General features: G+C 72.9%; 22 protein-coding genes. 7 read left to right on the top strand and 15 right to left on the bottom strand.

What is annotated here, in order from left to right; all coding sequences use genetic code 11:
* Positions 1 to 17 precede the first annotated feature (17 nt).
* The 6 genes from ABD907_RS14025 to ABD907_RS14000 all read right to left on the bottom strand — a co-directional run bounded on the left by ABD907_RS14025 (position 18) and on the right by ABD907_RS14000 (position 5,178).
* The gene (locus ABD907_RS14025) at positions 18 to 1,112 is read right to left on the bottom strand and encodes a sulfate/molybdate ABC transporter ATP-binding protein (RefSeq protein ID WP_345216894.1); all 1,095 of its coding nucleotides are present in this window, start codon (positions 1,110 to 1,112) and stop codon (positions 18 to 20) included.
* Positions 1,109 to 1,924: an ABC transporter permease gene (locus ABD907_RS14020; protein ID WP_345216893.1), complete on the bottom strand. Its 816-nt coding sequence runs from the start codon at positions 1,922 to 1,924 to the stop codon at positions 1,109 to 1,111. The genes ABD907_RS14025 and ABD907_RS14020 overlap by 4 nt, the downstream gene beginning before the upstream one ends.
* Complete coding sequence (modA, locus tag ABD907_RS14015) at positions 1,921 to 2,808, bottom strand: molybdate ABC transporter substrate-binding protein (protein WP_345216892.1); 888 nt, start codon at positions 2,806 to 2,808, stop codon at positions 1,921 to 1,923. The genes ABD907_RS14020 and modA overlap by 4 nt, the downstream gene beginning before the upstream one ends.
* Positions 2,753 to 3,571 (bottom strand): LLM class flavin-dependent oxidoreductase, encoded by an 819-nt coding sequence (locus ABD907_RS14010; RefSeq protein WP_345216891.1) that lies wholly within the window; start codon positions 3,569 to 3,571, stop codon positions 2,753 to 2,755. The genes modA and ABD907_RS14010 overlap by 56 nt, the downstream gene beginning before the upstream one ends.
* The gene (locus ABD907_RS14005) at positions 3,568 to 3,978 is read right to left on the bottom strand and encodes a TOBE domain-containing protein (protein ID WP_345216890.1); all 411 of its coding nucleotides are present in this window, start codon (positions 3,976 to 3,978) and stop codon (positions 3,568 to 3,570) included. The genes ABD907_RS14010 and ABD907_RS14005 overlap by 4 nt, the downstream gene beginning before the upstream one ends.
* Before the next feature lie 78 nt (positions 3,979 to 4,056).
* Positions 4,057 to 5,178, bottom strand: a complete 1,122-nt coding sequence (locus ABD907_RS14000) for a maleylacetate reductase (RefSeq protein ID WP_345216889.1) — start codon at positions 5,176 to 5,178, stop codon at positions 4,057 to 4,059.
* Between the two features lie 141 nt (positions 5,179 to 5,319).
* Between ABD907_RS14000 and ABD907_RS13995 the strand changes: the two genes are divergently transcribed.
* Positions 5,320 to 5,817, top strand: coding sequence for a MogA/MoaB family molybdenum cofactor biosynthesis protein (locus ABD907_RS13995; RefSeq protein ID WP_345216888.1), 498 nt, complete (start codon positions 5,320 to 5,322; stop codon positions 5,815 to 5,817).
* Between the two features lie 63 nt (positions 5,818 to 5,880).
* On the opposite strand, the gene mobA is transcribed toward ABD907_RS13995, so the two are convergent.
* The 5 genes from mobA to manD all read right to left on the bottom strand — a co-directional run bounded on the left by mobA (position 5,881) and on the right by manD (position 11,135).
* Positions 5,881 to 6,489 (bottom strand): molybdenum cofactor guanylyltransferase, encoded by a 609-nt coding sequence (mobA, locus tag ABD907_RS13990; RefSeq protein WP_345216887.1) that lies wholly within the window; start codon positions 6,487 to 6,489, stop codon positions 5,881 to 5,883.
* Positions 6,490 to 6,496: 7 nt separating this feature from the next.
* Positions 6,497 to 6,967 carry a cyclic pyranopterin monophosphate synthase MoaC gene (gene moaC, locus ABD907_RS13985; RefSeq protein WP_345217285.1) on the bottom strand — a complete coding sequence of 157 codons (471 nt, stop codon included), beginning with the start codon at positions 6,965 to 6,967 and terminating at the stop codon, positions 6,497 to 6,499.
* 2 nt (positions 6,968 to 6,969) lie between these two features.
* A complete protein-coding gene (locus ABD907_RS13980; RefSeq protein ID WP_345216886.1) occupies positions 6,970 to 8,280 on the bottom strand; it encodes a molybdopterin molybdotransferase MoeA in 1,311 nt (436 codons plus the stop codon).
* Positions 8,281 to 8,359: 79 nt separating this feature from the next.
* A complete protein-coding gene (locus tag ABD907_RS13975) occupies positions 8,360 to 9,772 on the bottom strand; it encodes a ThiF family adenylyltransferase (protein ID WP_345216885.1) in 1,413 nt (470 codons plus the stop codon).
* Between the two features lie 151 nt (positions 9,773 to 9,923).
* Positions 9,924 to 11,135: a D-mannonate dehydratase ManD gene (gene manD / locus ABD907_RS13970; RefSeq protein ID WP_345216884.1), complete on the bottom strand. Its 1,212-nt coding sequence runs from the start codon at positions 11,133 to 11,135 to the stop codon at positions 9,924 to 9,926.
* A gap of 120 nt (positions 11,136 to 11,255) precedes the next feature.
* Here manD and ABD907_RS13965 point away from each other — a divergent pair, with 120 nt between their 5' ends.
* The 4 genes from ABD907_RS13965 to ABD907_RS13950 are packed head-to-tail and all read left to right on the top strand — an operon-like array spanning position 11,256 to position 15,330.
* A complete protein-coding gene (locus tag ABD907_RS13965) occupies positions 11,256 to 11,741 on the top strand; it encodes a MarR family winged helix-turn-helix transcriptional regulator (RefSeq protein WP_345216883.1) in 486 nt (161 codons plus the stop codon).
* Positions 11,738 to 13,567 (top strand): MDR family MFS transporter, encoded by a 1,830-nt coding sequence (locus ABD907_RS13960; RefSeq protein ID WP_345216882.1) that lies wholly within the window; start codon positions 11,738 to 11,740, stop codon positions 13,565 to 13,567. The genes ABD907_RS13965 and ABD907_RS13960 overlap by 4 nt, the downstream gene beginning before the upstream one ends.
* A 41-nt stretch (positions 13,568 to 13,608) precedes the next feature.
* Positions 13,609 to 14,847: an O-succinylhomoserine sulfhydrylase gene (gene metZ / locus ABD907_RS13955; protein ID WP_345216881.1), complete on the top strand. Its 1,239-nt coding sequence runs from the start codon at positions 13,609 to 13,611 to the stop codon at positions 14,845 to 14,847.
* A 36-nt stretch (positions 14,848 to 14,883) separates the two neighbouring features.
* On the top strand, positions 14,884 to 15,330 hold the full coding sequence (locus tag ABD907_RS13950) for a MarR family winged helix-turn-helix transcriptional regulator (RefSeq protein ID WP_345216880.1): 447 nt from the start codon (positions 14,884 to 14,886) through the stop codon (positions 15,328 to 15,330).
* 54 nt (positions 15,331 to 15,384) lie between these two features.
* Here the strand turns inward: ABD907_RS13950 and ABD907_RS13945 are convergent, their stop codons facing one another.
* Both ABD907_RS13945 and upp read right to left on the bottom strand, forming a co-directional pair.
* Positions 15,385 to 16,266, bottom strand: coding sequence for a PHP domain-containing protein (locus ABD907_RS13945; RefSeq protein WP_345216879.1), 882 nt, complete (start codon positions 16,264 to 16,266; stop codon positions 15,385 to 15,387).
* Between the two features lie 50 nt (positions 16,267 to 16,316).
* On the bottom strand, positions 16,317 to 16,955 hold the full coding sequence (gene upp / locus ABD907_RS13940; RefSeq protein ID WP_345216878.1) for a uracil phosphoribosyltransferase: 639 nt from the start codon (positions 16,953 to 16,955) through the stop codon (positions 16,317 to 16,319).
* 67 nt (positions 16,956 to 17,022) lie between these two features.
* Here upp and ABD907_RS13935 point away from each other — a divergent pair, with 67 nt between their 5' ends.
* Positions 17,023 to 17,499, top strand: coding sequence for a nucleoside deaminase (locus tag ABD907_RS13935; protein ID WP_345216877.1), 477 nt, complete (start codon positions 17,023 to 17,025; stop codon positions 17,497 to 17,499).
* Positions 17,500 to 17,502: 3 nt separating this feature from the next.
* Here the strand turns inward: ABD907_RS13935 and ABD907_RS13930 are convergent, their stop codons facing one another.
* Complete coding sequence (locus tag ABD907_RS13930; protein ID WP_345216876.1) at positions 17,503 to 18,459, bottom strand: class I SAM-dependent methyltransferase; 957 nt, start codon at positions 18,457 to 18,459, stop codon at positions 17,503 to 17,505.
* A gap of 210 nt (positions 18,460 to 18,669) precedes the next feature.
* Between ABD907_RS13930 and ABD907_RS13925 the strand changes: the two genes are divergently transcribed.
* Entirely contained in the window at positions 18,670 to 18,936 is a 267-nt protein-coding gene (locus ABD907_RS13925; protein ID WP_345216875.1) for an acylphosphatase, read from the top strand.
* Between the two features lie 54 nt (positions 18,937 to 18,990).
* Here the strand turns inward: ABD907_RS13925 and ABD907_RS13920 are convergent, their stop codons facing one another.
* Positions 18,991 to 19,830, bottom strand: a complete 840-nt coding sequence (locus tag ABD907_RS13920; protein ID WP_425555778.1) for a Sir2 family NAD-dependent protein deacetylase — start codon at positions 19,828 to 19,830, stop codon at positions 18,991 to 18,993.
* Between the last annotated feature and the right edge of the window lie 473 nt (positions 19,831 to 20,303).

The following is a 20,303-nucleotide window of genomic DNA, read 5'->3' as shown; positions in this document are numbered from 1 at the left end:
CGGGTGACGCGGCCGCCTCAGGCCGGCGAGATGCGCACCTCGGCCGCCTTGACGGCGAGCACGACCGCCGTGCCGGGCGTCAGGTCGAGCGCCGCGACGGCGGCGGGGGTGATGTCCGCGGCCAGGTCGAGGCCGCCGTCGGAGGTGGTGCGCACCCGGACCAGCTCGCCCTGCCGCTCCAGCGACCTCACGGTGGCCCGGGCGGCGGTCCGCGGGCTGCCTCCCGGCGCTTGGCTGTGCACCGAGACTGCCCGTGGGGAGAACGTCGCGGCGACGGCGCCCCCCGGCTCGCACCCCGAGTCGGTCAGCCCGTGGAGCACCAGGCCGCCCGCCGCGCGCACCGAGCCCCGACCATCCAGCGTCCCGGCGACGAGGTTCACGCCCGCCAGGCCGGCGGCGAACGCCGAGCGAGGCCGCGAGAGCACGTCCAGAGCCGCCCCGCTCTCGACCACCCGCCCGTCCTCCAGCACGACGACGGAGTCCGCCACCGCCAGCACGTCCAGCAGGTCGTGGGTCACCAGCGCGGCCGGCCGGCCGGTATCTCGCAGGACCGTGCGCAGCACCTGACGTACCTCGGCCGCCGAGCCGACGTCGAGCGCGGACAGCGGCTCGTCCAGCAGCACGACCTCCGGGTCCGGAGCGAGCGCCCGGGCCAGCGCCACGCGCTGGGCCTGGCCACCGGAAAGCTCGGCGGGCCGCCGCCCGACGAGGTGGTCAGCGCCGACCATGGCCAGCAGCTCGCGAGCCGTTCGCTCGGCGTCACGCCTGGGCACGCCGGCGGACCGCGGGCCGAACGCCACGTTCCCGAGTACGTCGAGGTGCGGGAACAGCAGCGGCTCCTGGGCCAGCAGCGCCACCCCGCGAGCGTGCGGCGGGACCCAGGTTGCGCCGTCGGCCACCGTGCGGGAGCCGACGGTGACGGACCCGGCGGCCGCACGCAGCGTGCCGGCCGCCAGGGCCAGCAGCGTGGACTTCCCGGCCCCGTTGGCACCGAGGACGGCGGTGACCTCACCGGGACGGAGCTCGACGTGCGCCTCGAAACCGCGTGCGGGGACGGCGGCGCGCACGGCCAGGGCGGGCGTCGTCGTGCCGACCGCGGCCGGCGTGCTCACGTCCGGCTCCGGCGTCGGACGATGCCCTGCTGGGTGAGCAGCACGATCACCGCCGCGACCGCGAGCAGCAGCACCGCCAGGGCGAGCGCGGCGGCCGGGTCGGTCTCGCGCTGGAGGTAGATCTCCAGCGGCAGGGTCCGCGTGACGCCCTGCAGGGAGCCGGCGAAGGTCAGGGTCGCGCCGAACTCGCCGAGGCAGCGCGCGAAGGCCAGCGCCGTCCCGGTGCCCAGGGCGGGCAGCAGCAGCGGCAGGGTGACCCGGCGCAGCACCGTGCCCGGGCGGGCGCCGAGCGTGGCGGCCACGGTCTCGTACCGGGTGCCTGCCGTGCGGACGGCGCCCTCGACGGACAGCACGAGGAACGGCAGGGAGACGAAGGTCTGGGCGATGACGACCGCCGTCGTGGAGAACGCGATCGAGATGCCGGCGGCCTCGAGGTGGGCGCCGAGCAGCCCCGTCCGCCCGAGGGTGGTGAGCAGCGCGAGTCCGGAGACCACGGGTGGCAGGACCAGCGGCAGCAGGACGAGCGTGCGGACCACACGGCGCCCGGGCAGCCGCACCCGGGCGAGGGCCAGCGCGAGTGGCACCCCGAGCACCAGGCACAGCGCGGTCGCGGCCGCGGAGGTGCGCAGACTCAGCCCCAGCGCCGCCAGGGACGCCTCCGAGGTGAGCAGCGCCGGGAGCCGGGACCACGGCACCTCGACGAGCAGGCCGAGCACCGGCACAGCGACGAACAGCGCCCCGACGACGGCGAGCAGCAGCACCGTCCGCGGCAGTCCGGCGAGCCGGTCCGGTTGCGTGGTCGACGACCTCACGGGACCTCGAACCCGGCATCGGTCAGGGCCCGGCGGCCCGGTTCGCCGCTCAGCGCGTCGAGCCACGCGCGCGCGGCCACAGCGTCGTCGGTGCCGGCGACGACGGACGCCGGGTAGGCGTTCGTGACCTCGACCGCCTCGGGGACGGGGACCTCCTCGACGGCCGCTCCGCCGCGCAGCACGTCACTGCCGTAGACGATGCCGGCGTCGGCCTGGCCGGAGGTGACGGTGCCGAGGACGTCGGTGACGCTCAGCTCCTCGCTGGCGGGGTCGAATGTGACGCCGGCCAGGTCGGCGAGCTCGGCGGTGGCCGCGCCGCATGGTACCTGTGGCGCGCACACCACGAGCGTCGCGTCGGCGAGGGAGTCGTCGAGGCCGGTGACACCACCCGGGTTGCCGGCGGGGACGACGAGCGCCGGGTGGTTGCGGGCCACCACCGTGGGCTCCTTCACGACGCCGGCCTCCACGGCCCGGCCCATTGTCTCCCGGTCTGCCGTGACGAGGACGTCGGCCGGGGCGCCCGCGATCACCTGGGAGACCAGGTTCGACGAGCCGGCCGCCGAGACGGTCGCGTCGAGGCCCGCGTCGGTCGAGAGCTGCTCCGCGACCTCGGCGAGGGAGGCGGCGACGAAGACCGTGACCGGTTCGGCGGCCCCTGCCTCAGGGTCGGATCCCGGCTCTGACCCGGACTCGGGCTCGGCGCCACGGGCGTCGTCCGGGCCGGAGCACGCGGTGGCCGCGGCGGCGAGCGCGGTCAGCAGCGCCGCCAGCCGGAGGCGCCCGCGACGAGCGGCCGCTCGGCGCCCGCCCGGGTGGTGAGGGTGCGCCCTACGCACCGTCCGGCCCGGCAGCGAGCGCGTCCACCAGCTCGAGGTGCTCGGCAAGGGTGTCGTCGGCGGTGACGGCCCGCACGACCACCTCGTCGACGGCGCGTGCGTACGGCTCGAGTCCGGTGCGCAGCGCCGGGGCGTCCTCGGCGAGCACGACGGAGTCGATCGCGTCGAACCCCAGGCGCTCGAAGTTGGCGGCATAGGTCGGGATCGCGGCGTACTTGTCGGCCTCCTGGCGCAGCCGTTCGTGGGCGGACGGGAAGGCGCAGCGCACGTACAGGGCGAGCTCGGAGTCGTCGGCACCGGCACCGCCTGTGCCCCGCCCCCCGCCCCGGTCAGCGGCGATGTCCCGGTCGCGGTCCGCGGCGGCCTCGCGTGCGGCGTCGGGCGTGAGCCAGTTGAGCAGGATTCCGGAGGCCTCCCGCGCGCCGATCCTGCGCATCCGCGGGCCGAGGGCACCGACGACGACCGGTATGCCGAGCCCGTCGGTGATCGTGCGTGCGGCCTCGCGCACCGTGGTCACCGGGCTCGGCGGGCGGTGCGCCCCGATGCCGATCACGAGCCGGTCCGTGGGCAGATCGAGCTCGCGGACGCGTGCGACGACGTCCGTGGCGGGCACCAGGTCCATCGGGATGACGCCGCTGGCGATCCGCAGGGTCGTCGTGGCCCTGGCGGCGACGGCCATCGTGGCCAGCGCGTTCCCCTCGGCGCCCGGGTGGTTGACCCACAGGGTCCGCAGGCCGGCGCGTTCGACCGCCGGGGCGAGCTCGCTGACGACGCTCGCGTCGAGGGTGCTGGTGATGCCGTAGCCGATCATGTGGTGCCTCCCGGGGTCTCGACGATGACGGTCGTCGCCTTGACGACGGCGGTGGCCAGCGAGCCGGGCTCGAGACCGAGCTCCTCGGCCGCCTCGCGACTCATGAGTGAGACGACCCGGTACGGGCCGCACTGCAGCTCGACCTGCGCCATGACGCCGTCGACCACGACGCGCGTGACGAGGCCCGTGAATCGGTTGCGTGCGGAGCGGCCGACCCCGCCGTCGTCCGGGCGCTGGGAGCGCGCGGCGACGTCCTGGGCGTGCCGGGCCAGCGCGGCGCCGTCGACCACCATGCGGCCGGCGCCGTCGGTGGTGGCGGGCAGGGCGCCGCCGTCGATCCAGCGACGCACGGTGTCGTCGCTGACGCCGAGCAACTCGGCGGCGTCACTGATCCGAAACTGCGGCACAACGACAACCTTAACGCCGCAGCCGCGACTCGGACAACGGGATCTGTTCGCGTCTGCGTGACATGCGGTGCGAGAGGCCTACGCCACGTCCTCGCCGTAGGCCGCGGTGAGCACGGTGCGAACCTCGGGCTTGCCGACGGGGCGCGGGTTCTCGACCGGCAGCGCGGCCGTCACCCGGTCCACCGCTTCCTCGAGCCGCCGCAGCGGCATCCCGATCTGCGCGAGCGTGCGTGGCGCGGCCACCGATGCCGCCAGGCCGCGCAGCCCGCTGACCGCCTCCTGGGCGTCGAGTGCCCGGGCGATGCGCTCGGCGGTGTGCGGCACGGCCGGGGCGTTGAGCGCCAGCACGTGCGGCAGCACCACCGCGTGCAGCGCCGCGCTGGGCAGATGGAAGGCGCCGCCGAGCACGTGGCAGATCGTGTGGTGCAGGCCGGAGCTGGTGGCTGCGAACGTCATCCCCGCGAGGTGTGCGCCGTAGAGCAGCTGCTCGCCGGCCGAGAAGGGCGTGCCCGCCCAGGCACCGACGGGGTCGGCGACGGCCTGCTCCGGCGCCTGCGCCATCGCCAGACCTCGCGGACCGGTGCCGCGCATCCCTTCGGCGAGGGAGCGCATGGCCTCGTCGGCCAGCGCAGAGCTGATGGGGCTCGCGCCGGGGGACCAGTACGCCTCGACGACGTGCGCGACCGCGTTGAGGGCGGAGGTGATCGCCAGCTCTCGTGGCAGCTGGTCGGACAGGTCCGGGTCGAGCACGGCGGCGCGGGGCCGGACGGCGGGGTCGATGCCGGACTCCTTCCGGCCGCCGCCGTGGGTCACGCTCCACGACGGCGTGGCCTCGCTGCCCGAGTACGTGGTGGGGACGGCGACGACCGGCAGCCGCAGGTCGCGGGCGATGATCTTCGCCGTGCCGATCGTCGACCCACCACCGACGGCCAGCACCGTGTCGGCACGGGTCAGCCGCGCTCGGGCCACCGCCGCCTCCGCCGACGCCGCGGGGACGTGCTCCTCGATCTCGCTGAACCAGGAGACCACCGCGTCGTCGAAGGGCCCGGCGACGGCCTCCACGAAGGCCCGGTGACCGGCGTCGGCCACCACCATGACGCGGCTGCCGCCGATCCTGGCGATCTCGTCGGCCAGGGCGGTGCGGGCGGTGCCGCGCCCGAACACGACCCGGGCAGGTGCAGACTCGAAGGTGAACTCCACGATGACTCCTTCGCTCGTGCTGTCCCCACATTGTGGCCCTGTGCGGGCCGTTGTCGCGGGATGGCGCACGGGCTATCGGGACGGGGCCGCTCGCGGACCATAAGTGCAGCCGGGTGCGGGCACGCTCGGTAGCGTTGCCGCGTGCCTCACGGACCCGCGACACCCGCCGTCGTCATCACGGTCTCGGACCGTTGCGCGCGTGGCGAGGCGGAGGACCTCTCCGGTCCGCTGGCGGTCCGCCTGCTCGCCGACGCCGGAGTGTCGGCGGCCGTGATGGTCGTCCCCGACGGGGTCGCGAGCGTGCGGGATGCCCTGCGTTCGGCGCTCGACGGCGGAGCGCGGCTCGTGCTCACCACCGGCGGGACCGGCATCTCGCCGCGCGACCTCACGCCGGAGGGCACGCGGGAGGTTCTCTGTCGCGAGCTGCCCGGCCTGGCCGAGGCCATCCGTACCCAGGGCGCGGCGGCGGTGCCGACGGCGGTGCTCTCCCGCGGGCTCGCCGGGATCGCGCCGGGCCACGACGGTGAGGCGCTGGTCGTCAACGCGCCGGGGTCGCCGGGCGGGGTGCGGGACGCCGTCGCCGTCGTCGCGCCCGTGCTGCCGCACGTGCTCGAGCAGCTCGACGGCGGAGATCACTGACCGCGGCTCGACGGTCGCGCGTCCGGCGGGAGTGGTCGAGGGCACGCAACGGTGCGGGGCCCGTCAGCCGTCGGGCAGGTCGTCCCAGGTGTCGACGTCGTCCGCCTCGTGCTCCCGAGCGGGCACCCCGACCAGACGCAGCTGCGACACCAGCGCGTGCATCGACTCGCCGGTCTGCTCCCGTGCCTGCTCAGCGACACGCTCGCGCAACGCCACGGCTCGGTAGACCGCCGTGAGCCACTGCGCGCGGTCGTCGCCGTCGACGAGCACCGCGCCGTCCGGCTGGTCCTCGTCGTCGGTCCTCAACGCGGCGAGCAGGCGGGGGACCGCCGTCGCCACGTAGGGCCCGTCGCACGCGAGGACCAGGACCAGCTCGGCCGTGTCGCCGTCGCGGTCGTCGCCGCTGCTGCCGTCATCGGAGTCCAGGGCCGCCAGGCCGGCTGCCAGCCCGGCCACCGGACCACCGTGCGGCGGGTCCTCCAGGGTGCGGGTCACGCCGTCGGGGACAGCAACCGCAGCGGGGGCGACGACGACGACCCGGCCGGCACCCGCCGTCGCCTCGAGCGCGTGGTCGAGCAGGCGCCGCCCGGCGACGGCGACGTCGGGCTTGGAGACACCCCCGAGACGGCGCGCGCGGCCACCGGCGAGGACGATCGCGTCGAAGCGGGCCATCACCGGTTCACTCGGGCCGGCGCCAGTCGCCGGAGCGGCCGCCCGACTTCGCGACCACCTTGACGCCGGTGATCTCCGCCGAGCGGTCCACGCCCTTGACCATGTCCACCACCGCGAGCGCCGCGACCGAGACGGCAGTCATCGCCTCCATCTCCACGCCGGTGCGGTCGGCGGTGCGCACCGTGGCGGTGATGACCACCCGGTCCTCGGCGAGCTCGAGATCGACGACGGCGCCGTGCACACCGATCGTGTGGGCCAGCGGCAGCAGCTCGGGCGTCTTCTTCGCGGCCGCGATCCCGGCGATCCGAGCGACGGCGAGCACGTCGCCCTTGGGCACGGTGCCCTCCCGCAGCGCCGACATGACGTGCTCGCTGCAGCGGACCTCGCCGGTCGCGACGGCCTCGCGCACGGTCGGCTGCTTGCCGGTGACGTCGACCATGCGGGCGTTGCCGGCGTCGTCCAGGTGGGTCAGGCGCATGTTCACGGCACCATCATGACGCTCACCACGTCCCCCTCGGCCACCGAATCCACGTCAGCCTCGACGACGGCGAGCGCGTCGGCCGCCGCCAGCGACGCCACCAGGTGCGAGCCGGACCCGCGTGGGTTCGCCGGCCTGACTAGCACCCTGTCGTCGGCCGGCCGTTCGAGCACGACCGGCATGTACTGGCGCCGGCCGGGCGGACAGCGCCAGCCGGACGCGGCGACCGCCTCCAGCAGGACCGGACGGAGGGAGGCCGGCTCGTCCGGCGTGCCGCGCCCGGACATCACCCGGAGCGCCGGATCGACGAACACCACGAAGGACACGAACACGCTCACGGGGTTGCCCGGCAGGCAGAAGACCGGCACTCTGCGCTCGGCGTCGCAGTCGCCGTCGCCGGGGCCGTCGTCGGGGTCGTCGCCACTGCGGGAGAGGACGCCGAACCCCTGCGGCTTGCCGGGCTGCATCGCGACGCTCGAGAACGTCACGTCCCCGAGCGGGCCGAGCACCTCCTTGACGACGTCGAAGGCGCCCGCGCTTACGCCGCCGGTCGTGACGATCGCGTCCACGCGCTCGAGGTTGTCCGCGAGCAGGTCGCGCAGCTCCTCCGGAGCGTCGCCGACCGAGCCGAGCGGTACCGCCGTCGCGCCGAGGGACTCTGCGAGTGTGAGGAGCAAGGTGCTGTTGGAGTCCGGGATCTGGCCCGGCCCGAGCGGCTCGCCCGGTGGCACCAGCTCGTCGCCGGTGGACAGCACGCCGAGGCGGGCACGAGGCCGCACCGCCAGGGTGTCGTGACCGGTCGAGGCCGCCGTGGACAGGTGCCGCGGTCCCAGCTCGACACCGGCGCGTAGCACCACGTCCCCCGCCGTCACGTCTTCGCCGGCCCGCCGCACGTGCGCGCCGGCGGGCGCATGGATCGCGACGGCGTCCGGCACCTGCCGGCCGGGCCCCGGGCCGACCGGCTGGTCCGTGCGCTCGACCGGGACGACGGCGTCCGCGCCCGGCGGCATCGGCGCGCCCGTCATGATGCGGGCGGCCGTCCCGGCCAGCACCTCCGGTCGCTCGGCGCTGCCGGCCGGCACGTCCCCGACGACGCGCAGCCGCACGGGTGCTTCCTCGCCGGCCTCGGCGACGTCGCCGGCACGGACCGCGTAGCCGTCCATGGCCGAGTTGTCGAAGGGTGGAACGGCCAGGGACGCCGTGACGTCCTCGGCGAGCACGCAGCCGAGTGCCTCGCGGAGCGCGACGCGGCGCACGCCGAGCGGGGCGACCCCGGACACCACCGCGGCGCGATGCTCCTCGACGGTGATCATGCGGTCTCCTCCGGTTGTGGCTGCACAGCGGCCGGTCTCGGCTGCGTGGCGGCCCAGGCGTTCGCGGGTGGTCGGCAGGTCAGTAGGTGGGCAGCTCAGGGTCCACGTCGGCCACCCAGGCGAGGACGCCGCCACGGACATTGATCGCCCGGGCACCGGCGTCGGCGAGCGCCCGCACCGCCTGGGCCGAGCGCTGGCCGCTGCGGCAGTGGACGAGCAGCTCGCGAGCCACGCCGCCGGGCCGGTGCAGGTCGAGGCGGTGCACGACGCCGTCGGGATCGGTGAGCACCTCGCCCAGCGGGATCCCGACTGCGCCCGGGATGGCCACGATGGTGCGCTCGGGCTCCTCACGGACGTCGAGCAGGACGAAGTCGTCGGTGCCGCGCTCGCGGGCGGTGATCCGGGCGGCGAGCTCGGCGGCGGTGATGGAGCGCTGCTGCGCGTCTTGTCCGTCGCTCGAGACCTCCGGGGTCTCGCCCGAGCCCTCCGGAGCCTCGCTCGAGTGCTCCAGGATCGGGTTCCCGTCGCTGCCTCGGCGAGCCGGTACGTCATTGACGACTCGGTGAACGGGTGACGACTCGGCGCGCACGGTCGTGGCGGCCGGACGTGCGCGCACCGGAATCTCGCTCCAGCGCTGGGTCAGGGCGTCGAGCACGAGCACCCGCCCGAGCAGCGGCTCGCCGGTGCCGGTCAGGAGCTTGATCGCTTCCGTCGCCATGATGGAGCCGACCTGCCCGCACATCGCTCCGAGCACCCCGGCCTGCCCGCACGAGGGGGTCGTGCCTTCCGGGGGAGGGTAGGGGAACAGGTCCCGCAGGGTGACGCCCGCCGACGAGAGTGTCGATCCGGTCGCTATAGCAGCAGGATCAACACTCTCGTTGCGGCCCGGTGCGGGCACGGGCGTCCCGGAGGTGCCCGGGTTCCGTCCGCCGTCGGCCGGGTCGGGACCCGAGTCGGCCGGGACGGGACTCGACCAGAACACCGAGATCTGCGCGTCGAACCGCAGGATGGAGCCCCACACCACGGGCACGGCGAGGTCGGCGCAGGTGTCGGACACGAGGTAGCGGGTGGGGAAGTTGTCGGTGCCATCGAGGACGAGGTGGTGCCCGTCCAGGACCTGGCGAGCGTTGGTCGCGTCGAGGCGGCCGTGGGTGGACACCTCGACCTCCGGGTTCAGCGCACGGACCTTCTCGGCGGCGGAGTCGACCTTGGGCCGGCCGACGTCGGCCATGGTGTGGATGACCTGACGCTGAAGGTTGGAGGGGTCGACATCGTCGTCGTCGATGATCGTCAGGTGCCCGACCCCGGCCGCCGCGAGGTACTGCAGCACCGGTGCGCCGAGCCCTCCGGCCCCGACGACGGCGACCCGCGAGGCGAGCAGGCGGCGCTGGCCGTCGTGCCCGAGCTGGCCGAGCAGCAGGTGGCGGGAGTAGCGCTGGACCTGCTCGCGGCTCAGGGGCGGGCCCGGCTCGACGAGGGGCGACAGGCGCATGGCTCAACCATAGGTCCGGCCGCGGTCCCGCCCGCGGTCCCGCCCGCCGTCGGGCCCGAACGAGGGCTACTCCAAACACCACGGGCGCCAGTTCGGACAGTGGCCCTCGGTGTTTCGAGTAGCCCTCGCGCAAGTCTCGCGGGGACGCGCGTCACCAGTCGTGGATCGAGCCATCCAGGCGCCGCGCCACCGGCAGGTACTTCGGCTCGTACGGGAACTTCTCCGCCGCCGCCTCGTCGACCTCGACGCCGAGCCCCGGCTCGTCGGACGGGATCAGCAGGCCGGCTTCGAGCCGGTAGCTCGGACGGAAAACCTCGTGCGTGAGCCGCATGTGCGCCATGTACTCCTGGATGCCGAAGTTCGGCACCGTCACGTCCAGATGCACCGCCGCGGCGAGCGAGACGGGGGAGAGGTCCGTCGCTCCGTGCGATCCGGTGCGCACGTGGTACAGCTCGGCGAGGTTGAAGATCCGCCGCAGGTGGGTGATGCCGCCGGCGTGCGAGACCGACGTGCGCACGTAGTCGATGAGTTGCTCGGTGATGAGCTGCTGGACGTCCCAGATCGAGTTGAGCACCTCACCGGTGGCGATCGGCGTGGTCGTGCGGGAGCGGATGAGCCGGTAGCCGTCCTGCAGTTCGGCCGGCGTCGGGTCCTCCATCCAGAACAGGCCGAGATCCTCCACCGACCGCCCGAACCGGGCGGCCTCGTTGGGGGAGAGGCGGTGGTGGACGTCGTGCAGCAGGTGCACGCCCGGCCCGACGGCGTCGCGCACCGCGGCGAGGTACTTCGGCGCCTGGTCGAGGTACTCGGGCGTGGACCAGGCCTGTTCCTCCGGCAGTGAAGAGTCCGCCGGGTCGTAGACCTCTCCGCCGTGGCCGACGCCGTAGACCCCCGGGATGCCGGCGACGGCGGCCTGGGCCCGCACGGCGAGGTATCCCTCGGCACGGAAGCGTGCGACGTCGTCGAGCAGCTCGGGAACGTCCGCGCCGGCGGCGTGGCCGTAGACCATGGCGCCCTCCCGGGCCTTGCCGCCGAGCAGCTCGTAGACCGGCAGGCCGGCCACCTTGCCCTTGATGTCCCACAGGGCGAGGTCGACCGCGGCGATCGCCGTCATCGTCACCGGACCGCGGCGCCAGTAGGCCCCCTTGTACAGGTAGGACCACATGTCCTCGATGCGGGCCGGGTCCCGGCCGACCAGCAGCGGGCAGACGTGGTCCCGCAGGTAGCTGGCGACGGCGAGCTCGCGACCGTTGAGCGTCGCGTCGCCCCAGCCGACGACACCGTCGGAGGTGACGACCTTCAGGGTCACGAAGTTCCGGCCGGGCGAGCTGACGATGATCTTCGCCTCGGTGATGGTGCTCATGGGGTCTGTCTCCTCCGACGTCGCTGGCGCGGTCACGCTACCCGGCGTGTGACAGAGGTCGCTGCAGAGTCCGCCGACCTGAATAGATGCATGGTGCATGTAGGAGTACCCTGGTCTCCCGTGTCCTCCTCCCGTGCCGAAACCAGCGAGCGTCTGATCGACGAGATCGGCGCCTTCCTCCGCCGCAACCGCACCTCCGGGACGCTCGTCGCACAGAGCTGCGGCCTGCAGCCCACCCAGGTCCAGATCCTCTTCGCGCTCCGCCGGATCGGGGAGTGCCGGGTCGCCACCCTCGCCGAGACCCAGATCGTCGACCCCTCCGTCGCCAGCCGGCAGGTCGCGTCGCTGGAGAAGCTCGGTCTCGTCGACCGGCGCACCGACCCCGAAGACGGAAGAGCCGCCCTGGTCTCCCTGACCGAGACGGGCCACGCCAAGCTCCGCGAGGTCCGGCGACGGCACGCCGACGTCATCACGACGGCGCTGCAGGACTGGCCGGTCGAGCGCATCACCCGCTTCGCGGAGGACCTCGGCGAGTTCGTCGCCGCCTCGAGCCCCTTCTACGACGAGCTGGCCGGCCCGCGCGCCGGCGGCATGGAGGTTGTGTGAGACGCCCGCGCAAAGAGCTGACCAAACGGCGCGCCTACGCCGGCATGACTCTGGAGCAGGCGGAGGCGGCCCACGAGCAGCACCGCAAGGTGCTCCGGGTGCTCGCCGGCCTCCTGCTTGCGATGTTCGTCGGCAACCTCTCCGCCACGATCGTCGGCAACGCCCTGCCGGTGATCGTCGCCGAGATCGGCGGGAGCCAGCAGCAGTACACCTGGATCGTCACCTCCGCGATCCTCGCCTCGACCGCCATGACGCCCATCGTCGGCAAGCTGGCCGACCTCTTCGACAAGAAGAAGCTGCTGCTCGGCGCGATCGTGCTGTTCGGGGTCGGCTCGCTCATGGCAGGCTTCAGCGTCTCGCCCGAGATGCTCATCGCGCTGCGCGTGCTCCAGGGCGCCGGCATGGGCGCAATCATGGTGCTGGTCCAGACCACCATCGCGACGATCGTCCCGCCGCGGCAGCGCGGCCGGTACAACGGCTACCTCGGCGCGGTCATCGCCACGGCCACGGTCTCCGGGCCGTTGATCGGTGGCGTCATCGTGGACGTCCAGTGGCTGGGGTGGCGCTGGTGCTTCTGGGCGACCCTCCCGTTCATGGTGGGCGCCCTGGCCGTGCTGGTGAAGAACCTGCACGTCCCGGACACCCGGCGCCCCGGTGCCAAGGTCGACTGGGCCGGTGCGGCGCTCATCTCGCTCGCCACGACGGTGCTGCTGCTGTGGGTCTCCTTCGGCGGCAACGCCTTCCCGTGGGCGTCCTGGCAGACCGCGGTGATGCTCTCCGGTGTCGCCGTCCTGGTGCTGGGTTTCATCCTCGTGGAGCGAAAGGTCTCCGAGCCGGTCGTGCCGCTGCACATCCTCACGGAGCGGTCCACCGCGCTCGCCATCGTCGCGAGCCTGGCCGTCGGCACGGTCATGTTCGGCGCCAACATCTACCTCGCGCAGTACTTCCAGATCGGCCGCGGCTACAGCCCGACCATCTCCGGATGGCTGACCCTGCCCCTGATGCTGGGCCTGCTCGCGTCGTCGACGATCGCCGGGCAGCTCGTCTCCCGGAGCGGGCGGTGGAAGCCGTACGTGGTCGGCGGCCTGATCCTGCTCACGGTGGGGATCGGCCTGATGTCCACGGTCGACTCGGACACCTCGCTGTGGCTCATCGGCGGCTTCCTGCTGATCGCCGGCTTCGGCCTCGGTGCGTCGATGCAGAACCTGGTGCTCGCCGTCCAGAACAGCAACACGCTCTCCAACGTCGGGGCCGCGACCTCGACCGTGACGTTCTTCCGCAACCTCGGCGGCGCCATGGGCATCCAGCTCCTGGCGGCGGTCTACGCGCACCGGGTCACCGACCTGACGATCGACGGACTGGCGGCGCAGGGCATGGATCCAGGTGCCTTCGACGCCACGAGCGAGTCGATCGACCTCACCCGGCTGCCGGCCGGCGTCGCACAGGTGGTGCAGGACGCCTACGGCGACGGGATCGGCACCGTGTTCCTGGTCGCCGCCTGCGTCGGGCTCCTCGGCGTCCTCGCCGTCGTCCTCATGCGCTCCACCGAGCTGCGTTCCACCTGGGACTCGGCCACCCCGACCGCCAAGCCGCTGCGCGAGCAGCCTAAGGGTGTGCTGGACACCGGTCTGCGGACCGTCCCCGGTGACGCCACGCCCGCGACGACGGTGATGGTCGACGGCACGAGCAGCACGACGCCGGACGAGGCGATTCCGGGCGACGAACCGGCCGACGGCGAACCGGTCGACGGCGAAACGCGCACCGACCGACCGAACGGGTCTCAGCATCCGAACCAGGCGACGGGCAATCGGACGCGGTCGACCTGATCCGGCAGGATCGGACCTACCCGAGGCTTTGAGGAGTGGCTGTGCCAGAACTGCCGTGTCCGTCGGGCCCTGACGGCCCGGACCCTGGCGACTTCCGGCCGTCCACCGCGGCGGTCCGCGGCGGCCTGCACCGCAGCCCGTTCCAGGAGACGTCCGAGGCCCTGTACCTGACCCAGGGCTTCGTCTACGACACGGCGGCCGAGGCCGCGGCGGCGTTCGCCGAAGAAATCGATCGGTACACGTACTCGAGATACGCCAATCCCACGGTGACGACGTTCCAGGAACGTCTCGCGCTGGTCGAGGGGGCGCAGGAGTGCCTGGCGACGGCGACCGGCATGTCCGCGGTGTTCACCGCGGTGGCATCGATGGTGCGGTCCGGTTCGCGGATCGTCGCCGCCCGTGAGCTCTTCGGATCGACCCTGACCGTCTTCGACGGCATCCTCGCCGGCTGGGGCGTGGTCACCGACTACGTGGTCGGCACGGAGCTGGACCAGTGGGCGTCGGCGCTCAAGACCCCGGCGGACGTCGTCTTCGTCGAGTCACCGACCAACCCGATGCAGGACGTCCTGGACCTGCCGGAGATCTGCCGGCTCGCGCACGGCGCCGGTGCACTCGTGATCGTCGACAACGTCTTCGCGACGCCGGTCCTGCAGCGTCCGCTCGAGCTGGGGGCCGACCTGGTCGTGTACTCGGCGACCAAGCACATCGACGGTCAGGGTCGTTGCATGGGCGGCGCCGTCCTCGGCAGCCGCGAGCTGCTGGCCGGGCGGATGCGGACCATGCTGCGGATGACCGGGCCGACGCTGGCACCGTTCAACGCCTGGGTGCTCACGAAGGGTCTGGAGACCCTTCCGCTGCGGGTGCGTGCGCAGTCCGCGGTCGCCCTCGAGCTGGCCGCCTGGCTCGAGCGGCAGCCCGGCGTGGCCTCCGTGCGGTACCCGTACCTTCCCTCGCACCCGCAGCACCAGCTGGCGCGGTCACAGATGCGCGGGGGAGGAACCGTCGTCACCTTCACCCTCGATACTGACCGCGGCGACGTCGAGCCGACCTTCGCGTTCCTCGACGCCCTGCGTGTCATCGACCTCTCCAGCAACCTCGGTGACACCAAGTCGCTGGCCACGCACCCCGCGACGACGACGCACTGCCGGATCGAACCGGCCCTCCGAGAACAGATGGGCATCACCGGCGCGACGGTGCGGCTGTCCGTCGGCCTGGAGGACGTCGAGGACCTGCGCGAGGACCTCGGCTCGGCACTGGCGAGGTTCCGCAACGCTGCGTGACAGCCTGCTGTCACTGTATGACAGTATGCTGTCGATATGCCGAACGAAGCCGAGGCGTACCGCCTTCTCATCGGTGAGGTGAACGAGCTGGCCGCCATCTCACGCGGGATCGGCGAGCGGCTGGCGGCACGTCACGGGTTGACCGTGGCTCGATGGCAGGTCATGAGTGTGGTCTCCGAGGAGGACGCCACCGTCCCGGGGATCGCGTCGAGGCTCGGCCTGGCTCGGCAGAGCGTCCAGCGCGTCGTCGACATCCTGGTGACCGACGGTCTGGCGCTCAAGCGGGCGAACCCGCAGCACCGCTCGTCGCCGCTGGTGACGCTGACCGCCCGGGGGAGCGAGATTCTCGTGCGCCTGGCCGACGACTACGACGACGAGCTCGCCAGGCTGCTCTCCGCCCGCCACGTCCAGCGGCGCGAGCTGCTGGCGGCGCGGCGCACGGTCCGTTCGCTGCTTGCCCTGCTGCGCGCCCAGGACCGGTGAGGCAGCGATCCGCGTGCTGGCCGGTCGGCGGCTCGGCGCGCAGATCGGCGGACGTCACCGCGTCCAAAAGTCGGCGGGCCACCGGCCCGGCCGGAAGCCGTAGTGCTCTGCCATTGCCATGGCCTCGGGAAACGCCTTGGCGAGCAGCTGGGGCTCGTGGGCGTCGCTGCCGAAGGTGATGGCCCGCCCGCCTTCGTCGCGCCACCACTGGAGGATCCACGGACGAATCTGCTGCGCGAGGTTGATCTCGAGTGCGCGGCCGGAGCCGGCCAGGACTCGCATGGCCTGACGGAAGCTGTCCTCGAACTGTCCCGGGTCGAACGGCCCTACCCGCTCCGATGGCCAGTATCGGACCGCGTACTCGATGTGGCACAGCACCTCGAAGGCATCCGATCCGGCGATCATGCGGCACACCTCGTCGAGGTACTCCCGGACGACCCGCTCGGGCGGCCACATCCGGTAGAGGACGGACGGTTCGTGGCGGCGACCACCGACGGGCAGGGTGTGCAGCGAACCGTTGACGCGGTCGAGTGCCTTGAGGTCGCTGGCACCGACCTCACGGGCCGTGGTGTTCCGCGGCTCGGCCGCCGGGGCCGTGTCCACGTGCGGCTGCCCGAACTCCACACCGGTAAGGACATGCAGTTCGGGAAACTGCCGCCTACACCGCTCGACGCACTCCAGGTAGCCGGCCACGTCGAGCACCGGAGGATGGAACTCACCGTCCGGGTCGGCGTGCACCCGCAGATCGCCAGGAAGGTCCCGCTCGTCGACCACCCACGACGTGAGGTCCAGGTGCTCCGTGAAGATCAGGGTGGGCAGACCGATGCGCAGCGCCTGCCGGCAGGTCGCCTCCATGCTTCCGGCGGCAGCCGACGACGGTCCGCCGGTGTCCCACGACCATTCGCTGTGCACGTGCGTGTCGGCTGGTAGGGCCATGCTTCACGATCGCACGGCCTTCCCGACGGCACGCCCGGGAGGTGCGCCGCTCAGTCCACGACGCCGTACAACCGGTCGCCCGCGTCACCCAGTCCGGGCACGATGAATCTCTGCTCGTTCAGGTGATCGTCCACGGCCGCCGTCACGATCTGGACGTCGCCGCGCTCGCCGATGGCCTCCTCGACGGTCCGCAGGCCCTCCGGGGCGGCGAGCAGGCAGATCGCGGTGACGTCGACCGCACCCTTCTCGAGCAGGTAGTCGATGGCGGCGATGAGCGTGTGCCCGGTGGCGAGCATCGGGTCGAGCACGTAGCACTGCCGCCCCGACAGGTCGTCCGGCAGGCGGTTCGCATAGGTGATGGCCTCGAAGGTCTCTTCGTCGCGCTGCATCCCGAGGAAGCCGACCTCCGCAGTCGGCAGCAGCCGGGTCATCCCGGAGAGCATGCCGAGCCCGGCACGCAGGATGGGCACGACGATTGGCTGGGGCGACGCCAGGTGGGTGCCGTTCGTGGTCGCCACCGGGGTGGTCACCTCCACCTCGGTGATCCGCACGTCGCGCGTCGCCTCGTAGGCCAGCAGGGTCACCAGCTCGTCGACCAGCAGACGGAACGTCGGCGACTGGGTCGTCCGGTCCCGCAGGACGGTGAGCTTGTGGGCAATGAGGGGGTGGTCCGCCACGTGCACGCGCATGATGCCCAACCTACCGCCAGCAATCCGGCAGCCCGGCCGGCGGCCGACGTCCTGTCATCATGACGGCATGACCATGCGGCCGGCTCCGGACGACGCCGTTCTCGACGCCGCCATGGCCGAGGCGCTGGTACAGGCCCGCCGGGCCGCCGACGACGGCGACGTCCCGGTCGGCGCCGTCGTCCTCGGCCCGGACGGGTCCACGCTGGCACGAGGCCGCAACCGCCGGGAGGTCGATGGCGACCCCACCGCCCACGCCGAGATCCTCGCCCTCCGCGAGGCCGCCGGCGCGCTCGGCACGTGGCGGCTCGAGGGCTGCACGCTCGTCGTGACGCTCGAGCCCTGCACCATGTGCGCGGGCGCCGTCGTGCTCGCCCGCGTCCGCCGTGTGGTCCTCGGTGCGTGGGACCCCAAGGCGGGTGCCACCGGCTCCGTGCGTGACGTGGTCCGTGACGCGCGCCTGAACCACCGGGTCGAGGTGCTCCCCGGCGTCCGGGCTGACGAGAGCGGCGAGCTGCTCAGGGCCTTCTTCGACGAGCGGCGGTAGCGGCTACTCCTTCTCGAAGTCCCACACGATGAGCACCGGGTCGCCGTCGTACGCCGCGCGAGTGGCGGCGTCGGCCCACGGCATCATCTCCCAGATGTTCGGCGGCCGTGACGGGTCCTCGAACTGCATGCTCGCCGCGGGATCGAACGCCCCGGCGCCGCCGTCGGCCGCATCGTCCCGGCGGGCCTCCTCGGCACGTGCGTCCGCCCTCCCGCTGTACTCGCGGCAGTGACGCGGCCGGAGGCCGAGCGGCAACGCCGCCTCCAGGTACTCGCTCGTCGCGTGCCGCCAGTTCGGGATGTAGCCGAACTCGCCGTCCGCGCCCTCGACGAGCGGGTAGAGCGGCGAGCCGACGTAGTAACCGCGCGTGTCGGAGATGACGAGGTGCCCACCCGGCCGTAGCACACGCGCGAGCTCGGTGAACGCCGGGCCGAGGTGCTCGACGTGGCTCAGGGCGAGCGTGACCACCACAAGGTCGGCGCACGCGTCGGGCACCGGAAGGTGGTGCAGGTCTGCCTCGGCGAACTGGGCGCCCGGCACCTTGCCGCGGGCGATCGCGAGCATGTCGGCCGAGGTGTCGAATCCGAGGACCTCGTGACCTTGCTCGACGAGCCACCCTGTGTGCCGTCCGGTGCCGCACGCGGCGTCGATAGCGACGCCCGGTGGCACCCGCTCCATCAGGGGCCGGACGAGCGGCTCCTCCGTGCCCCAGAAGCCGTTCGGGCCGGCGTCGTACCGCGGCGCCCAGTACCGGTAGCCATGTTCGACGGCGATGGGCGGCACGTCGTGCCCGTCACCGAAGCGGTCGGCCGCGTCGAGCAGCCGGCGGATGTCGGCGAGCCTGGCCTCGGTGAACTCGCGATCGTGCTCGCCGGCGAAGGCGCGCATGAGAGCCACGCCTTCGAGGCCGACGAGGTACGCGAGCGGGTGCTGGTAGATGGTGGGGCGGGTGGATGACACGACTGGCGCCTTTCATCAGAGGAGACACGGCCGGTGGCCGACGGCGGTCCTCGCCGTCGGCCGGTCGGATGCGGTCTGCTCTCCCGCCATGGCGCCAACTTACCGACAGCCGTCCAGCCGTCCAGCCGTCCAGCCGTCCAGCCGAACGGCCCGACGGCGTCCGTCGCCGCCCGTGTGCATAAGCCGTCCGGCCGCACGAGACTTGTTCTCATGATTCGGCGCCATCTCGTGGTCCACGGCCAGGTCCAGGGCGTGGGATACCGCTACGCGTGCGAGGACGTGGCGGCCCGGCTCGGCGTCAACGGGTGGGTGCGGAACGTCCCGGACGGCACCGTCGAAGTCGTCCTGGAGGGTGACGAGACCGCCGTCGATGCGATGGCTGCCTGGGTACGCCAGGGACCGCGGCTGGCCGAGGTGACCCACGTGGACATCGAGGACGAGGAGCCCGAGGGCCTGCAGGGTTTCGTGACGCGATAGTCGGCGCCGTAGCTCAGGGTGTTCCGGCACTCAGGCGGTCCGGCGCTCCGCAGATCAGCCGTTCCGGCGCTCGACGAGCCTCGCCGCCAGCATCGGCAGCGCCTCCGACGTCCCCACGTGGACGCGCACGGAGGCGAGCTCGTCGCCCCGCGTCGCTCCCCGGTTCACCATGCCGACCGGGCGCTGGGCCTTCGCCGCCCGCCGGACGAACCGCAGCCCGCCCATCACGGCCAGGGAGGAACCGGCGACGAGCAGCCCCTCGGCCTCGTCCACGAGCGCATAAGCCTGCTCCACGCGTTCCTTGGAGGTGTTGTCGCCGAAGAAGACGACGTCGGGCTTCAGGATGCCGCCGCACCGCGGGCAGTCCGCGATCTTGAAGTCCGCCGTGGACTCCAGCACCACGTCGGCGTCCGGAGCCACCTCCAGGTCGGCGACGTCGGTGAAGCGCTCGCGCCAGTGGGGATTGAGCGCCACGAGCGTCTCGTCGTGCTCCTCGCGGCTGAGCACCAGGCCGCAGCGTAGACACAGCACACGGTCGTACCGCCCGTGCAGATGGATGACGTCGTGCGAGCCGGCGCGCACGTGCAACAGGTCGATGTTCTGGGTGATGAGGCCGGTGAGCAGGCCGGCTTGCTCCATCGCGGCGAGCGCGCGGTGCCCGTCGTTGGGCTCGGCCGCCTGCAGGTGCCGCCAGCCCAGGTGGTTGCGCGCCCAGTAGTGACGGCGGAAGGCCGCGGAGGAGACGAACTGCTGATGCGTCATCGGCCGCCTGGGGGACGATCCCGGCGAGCGGTAGTCGGGGATTCCGGAGTCCGTGGAGACGCCGGCGCCGGTCAGCACGGCGAGGCGTCGCCCGGCCAGCAGGTCCACCAGGGGTTCGAGCGCGGCCTCCAGATCCTCTGGGTCCGGGAGCCGGCCCTCCGCCGGTGGTGCGACCGCCGTCGGCCTGACCACGAGCCGCGGCGGTGCCCCCGTCGTCGGGAAGAGATCGGCGACCGTGTGATGCGCGCGCAGTCCTTCCGGACGGACGTTCTCGTACACCGGGACAGGGTACGACCGCAGCTCCGGGCCCGCCCGCACGGCCGGCTCTCTCGAGTGCCCGCCGAGCAAGCCCTGAGTTGCGGTCTGACGCCGCGGACGGGCAGTTAGGGCTTGTTCGGCACGGAGGCTGCCGCGTTACGAGCTCATCACGAACGGCGCGCCGCTGTCGCCGGGATCGCCGGACCGTTCTACCGTCATGTCAGTGTCAGGGTGAGTGTTGCCGCCCTTGTTGCGGTGGTTGGATCCTGAGCACCTGGTGTCTGGCTCATAGCCTCGTTGCCGACAGCGGTCTGGCATGCATGGGTTTTGCCGGCACCAGGTGTGAA

It is taken from the genome of Georgenia halophila (genome assembly GCF_039541595.1).
The sequence above is the reverse complement of the archived record's forward strand: the minus strand, read 5'-3'. Positions and strand labels throughout refer to the sequence as shown.

Coding starts and splice junctions, on each gene's coding strand:
- ABD907_RS14010 (WP_345216891.1), bottom strand. CDS start 3,571: ATGATCGGCTACGGCATCACCAGCACCCTCGACGCGAGCGTCGTCAGC.
- mobA (WP_345216887.1), bottom strand. CDS start 6,489: ATGGCCCGCTTCGACGCGATCGTCCTCGCCGGTGGCCGCGCGCGCCGT.
- moaC (WP_345217285.1), bottom strand. CDS start 6,967: ATGCGCCTGACCCACCTGGACGACGCCGGCAACGCCCGCATGGTCGAC.
- ABD907_RS13980 (WP_345216886.1), bottom strand. CDS start 8,280: ATGATCACCGTCGAGGAGCATCGCGCCGCGGTGGTGTCCGGGGTCGCC.
- ABD907_RS13975 (WP_345216885.1), bottom strand. CDS start 9,772: ATGCGCCTGTCGCCCCTCGTCGAGCCGGGCCCGCCCCTGAGCCGCGAG.
- manD (WP_345216884.1), bottom strand. CDS start 11,135: ATGAGCACCATCACCGAGGCGAAGATCATCGTCAGCTCGCCCGGCCGG.
- ABD907_RS13950 (WP_345216880.1), top strand. CDS start 14,884: ATGCCGAACGAAGCCGAGGCGTACCGCCTTCTCATCGGTGAGGTGAAC.
- ABD907_RS13945 (WP_345216879.1), bottom strand. CDS start 16,266: ATGGCCCTACCAGCCGACACGCACGTGCACAGCGAATGGTCGTGGGAC.
- upp (WP_345216878.1), bottom strand. CDS start 16,955: ATGCGCGTGCACGTGGCGGACCACCCCCTCATTGCCCACAAGCTCACC.
- ABD907_RS13935 (WP_345216877.1), top strand. CDS start 17,023: ATGACCATGCGGCCGGCTCCGGACGACGCCGTTCTCGACGCCGCCATG.
- ABD907_RS13925 (WP_345216875.1), top strand. CDS start 18,670: ATGATTCGGCGCCATCTCGTGGTCCACGGCCAGGTCCAGGGCGTGGGA.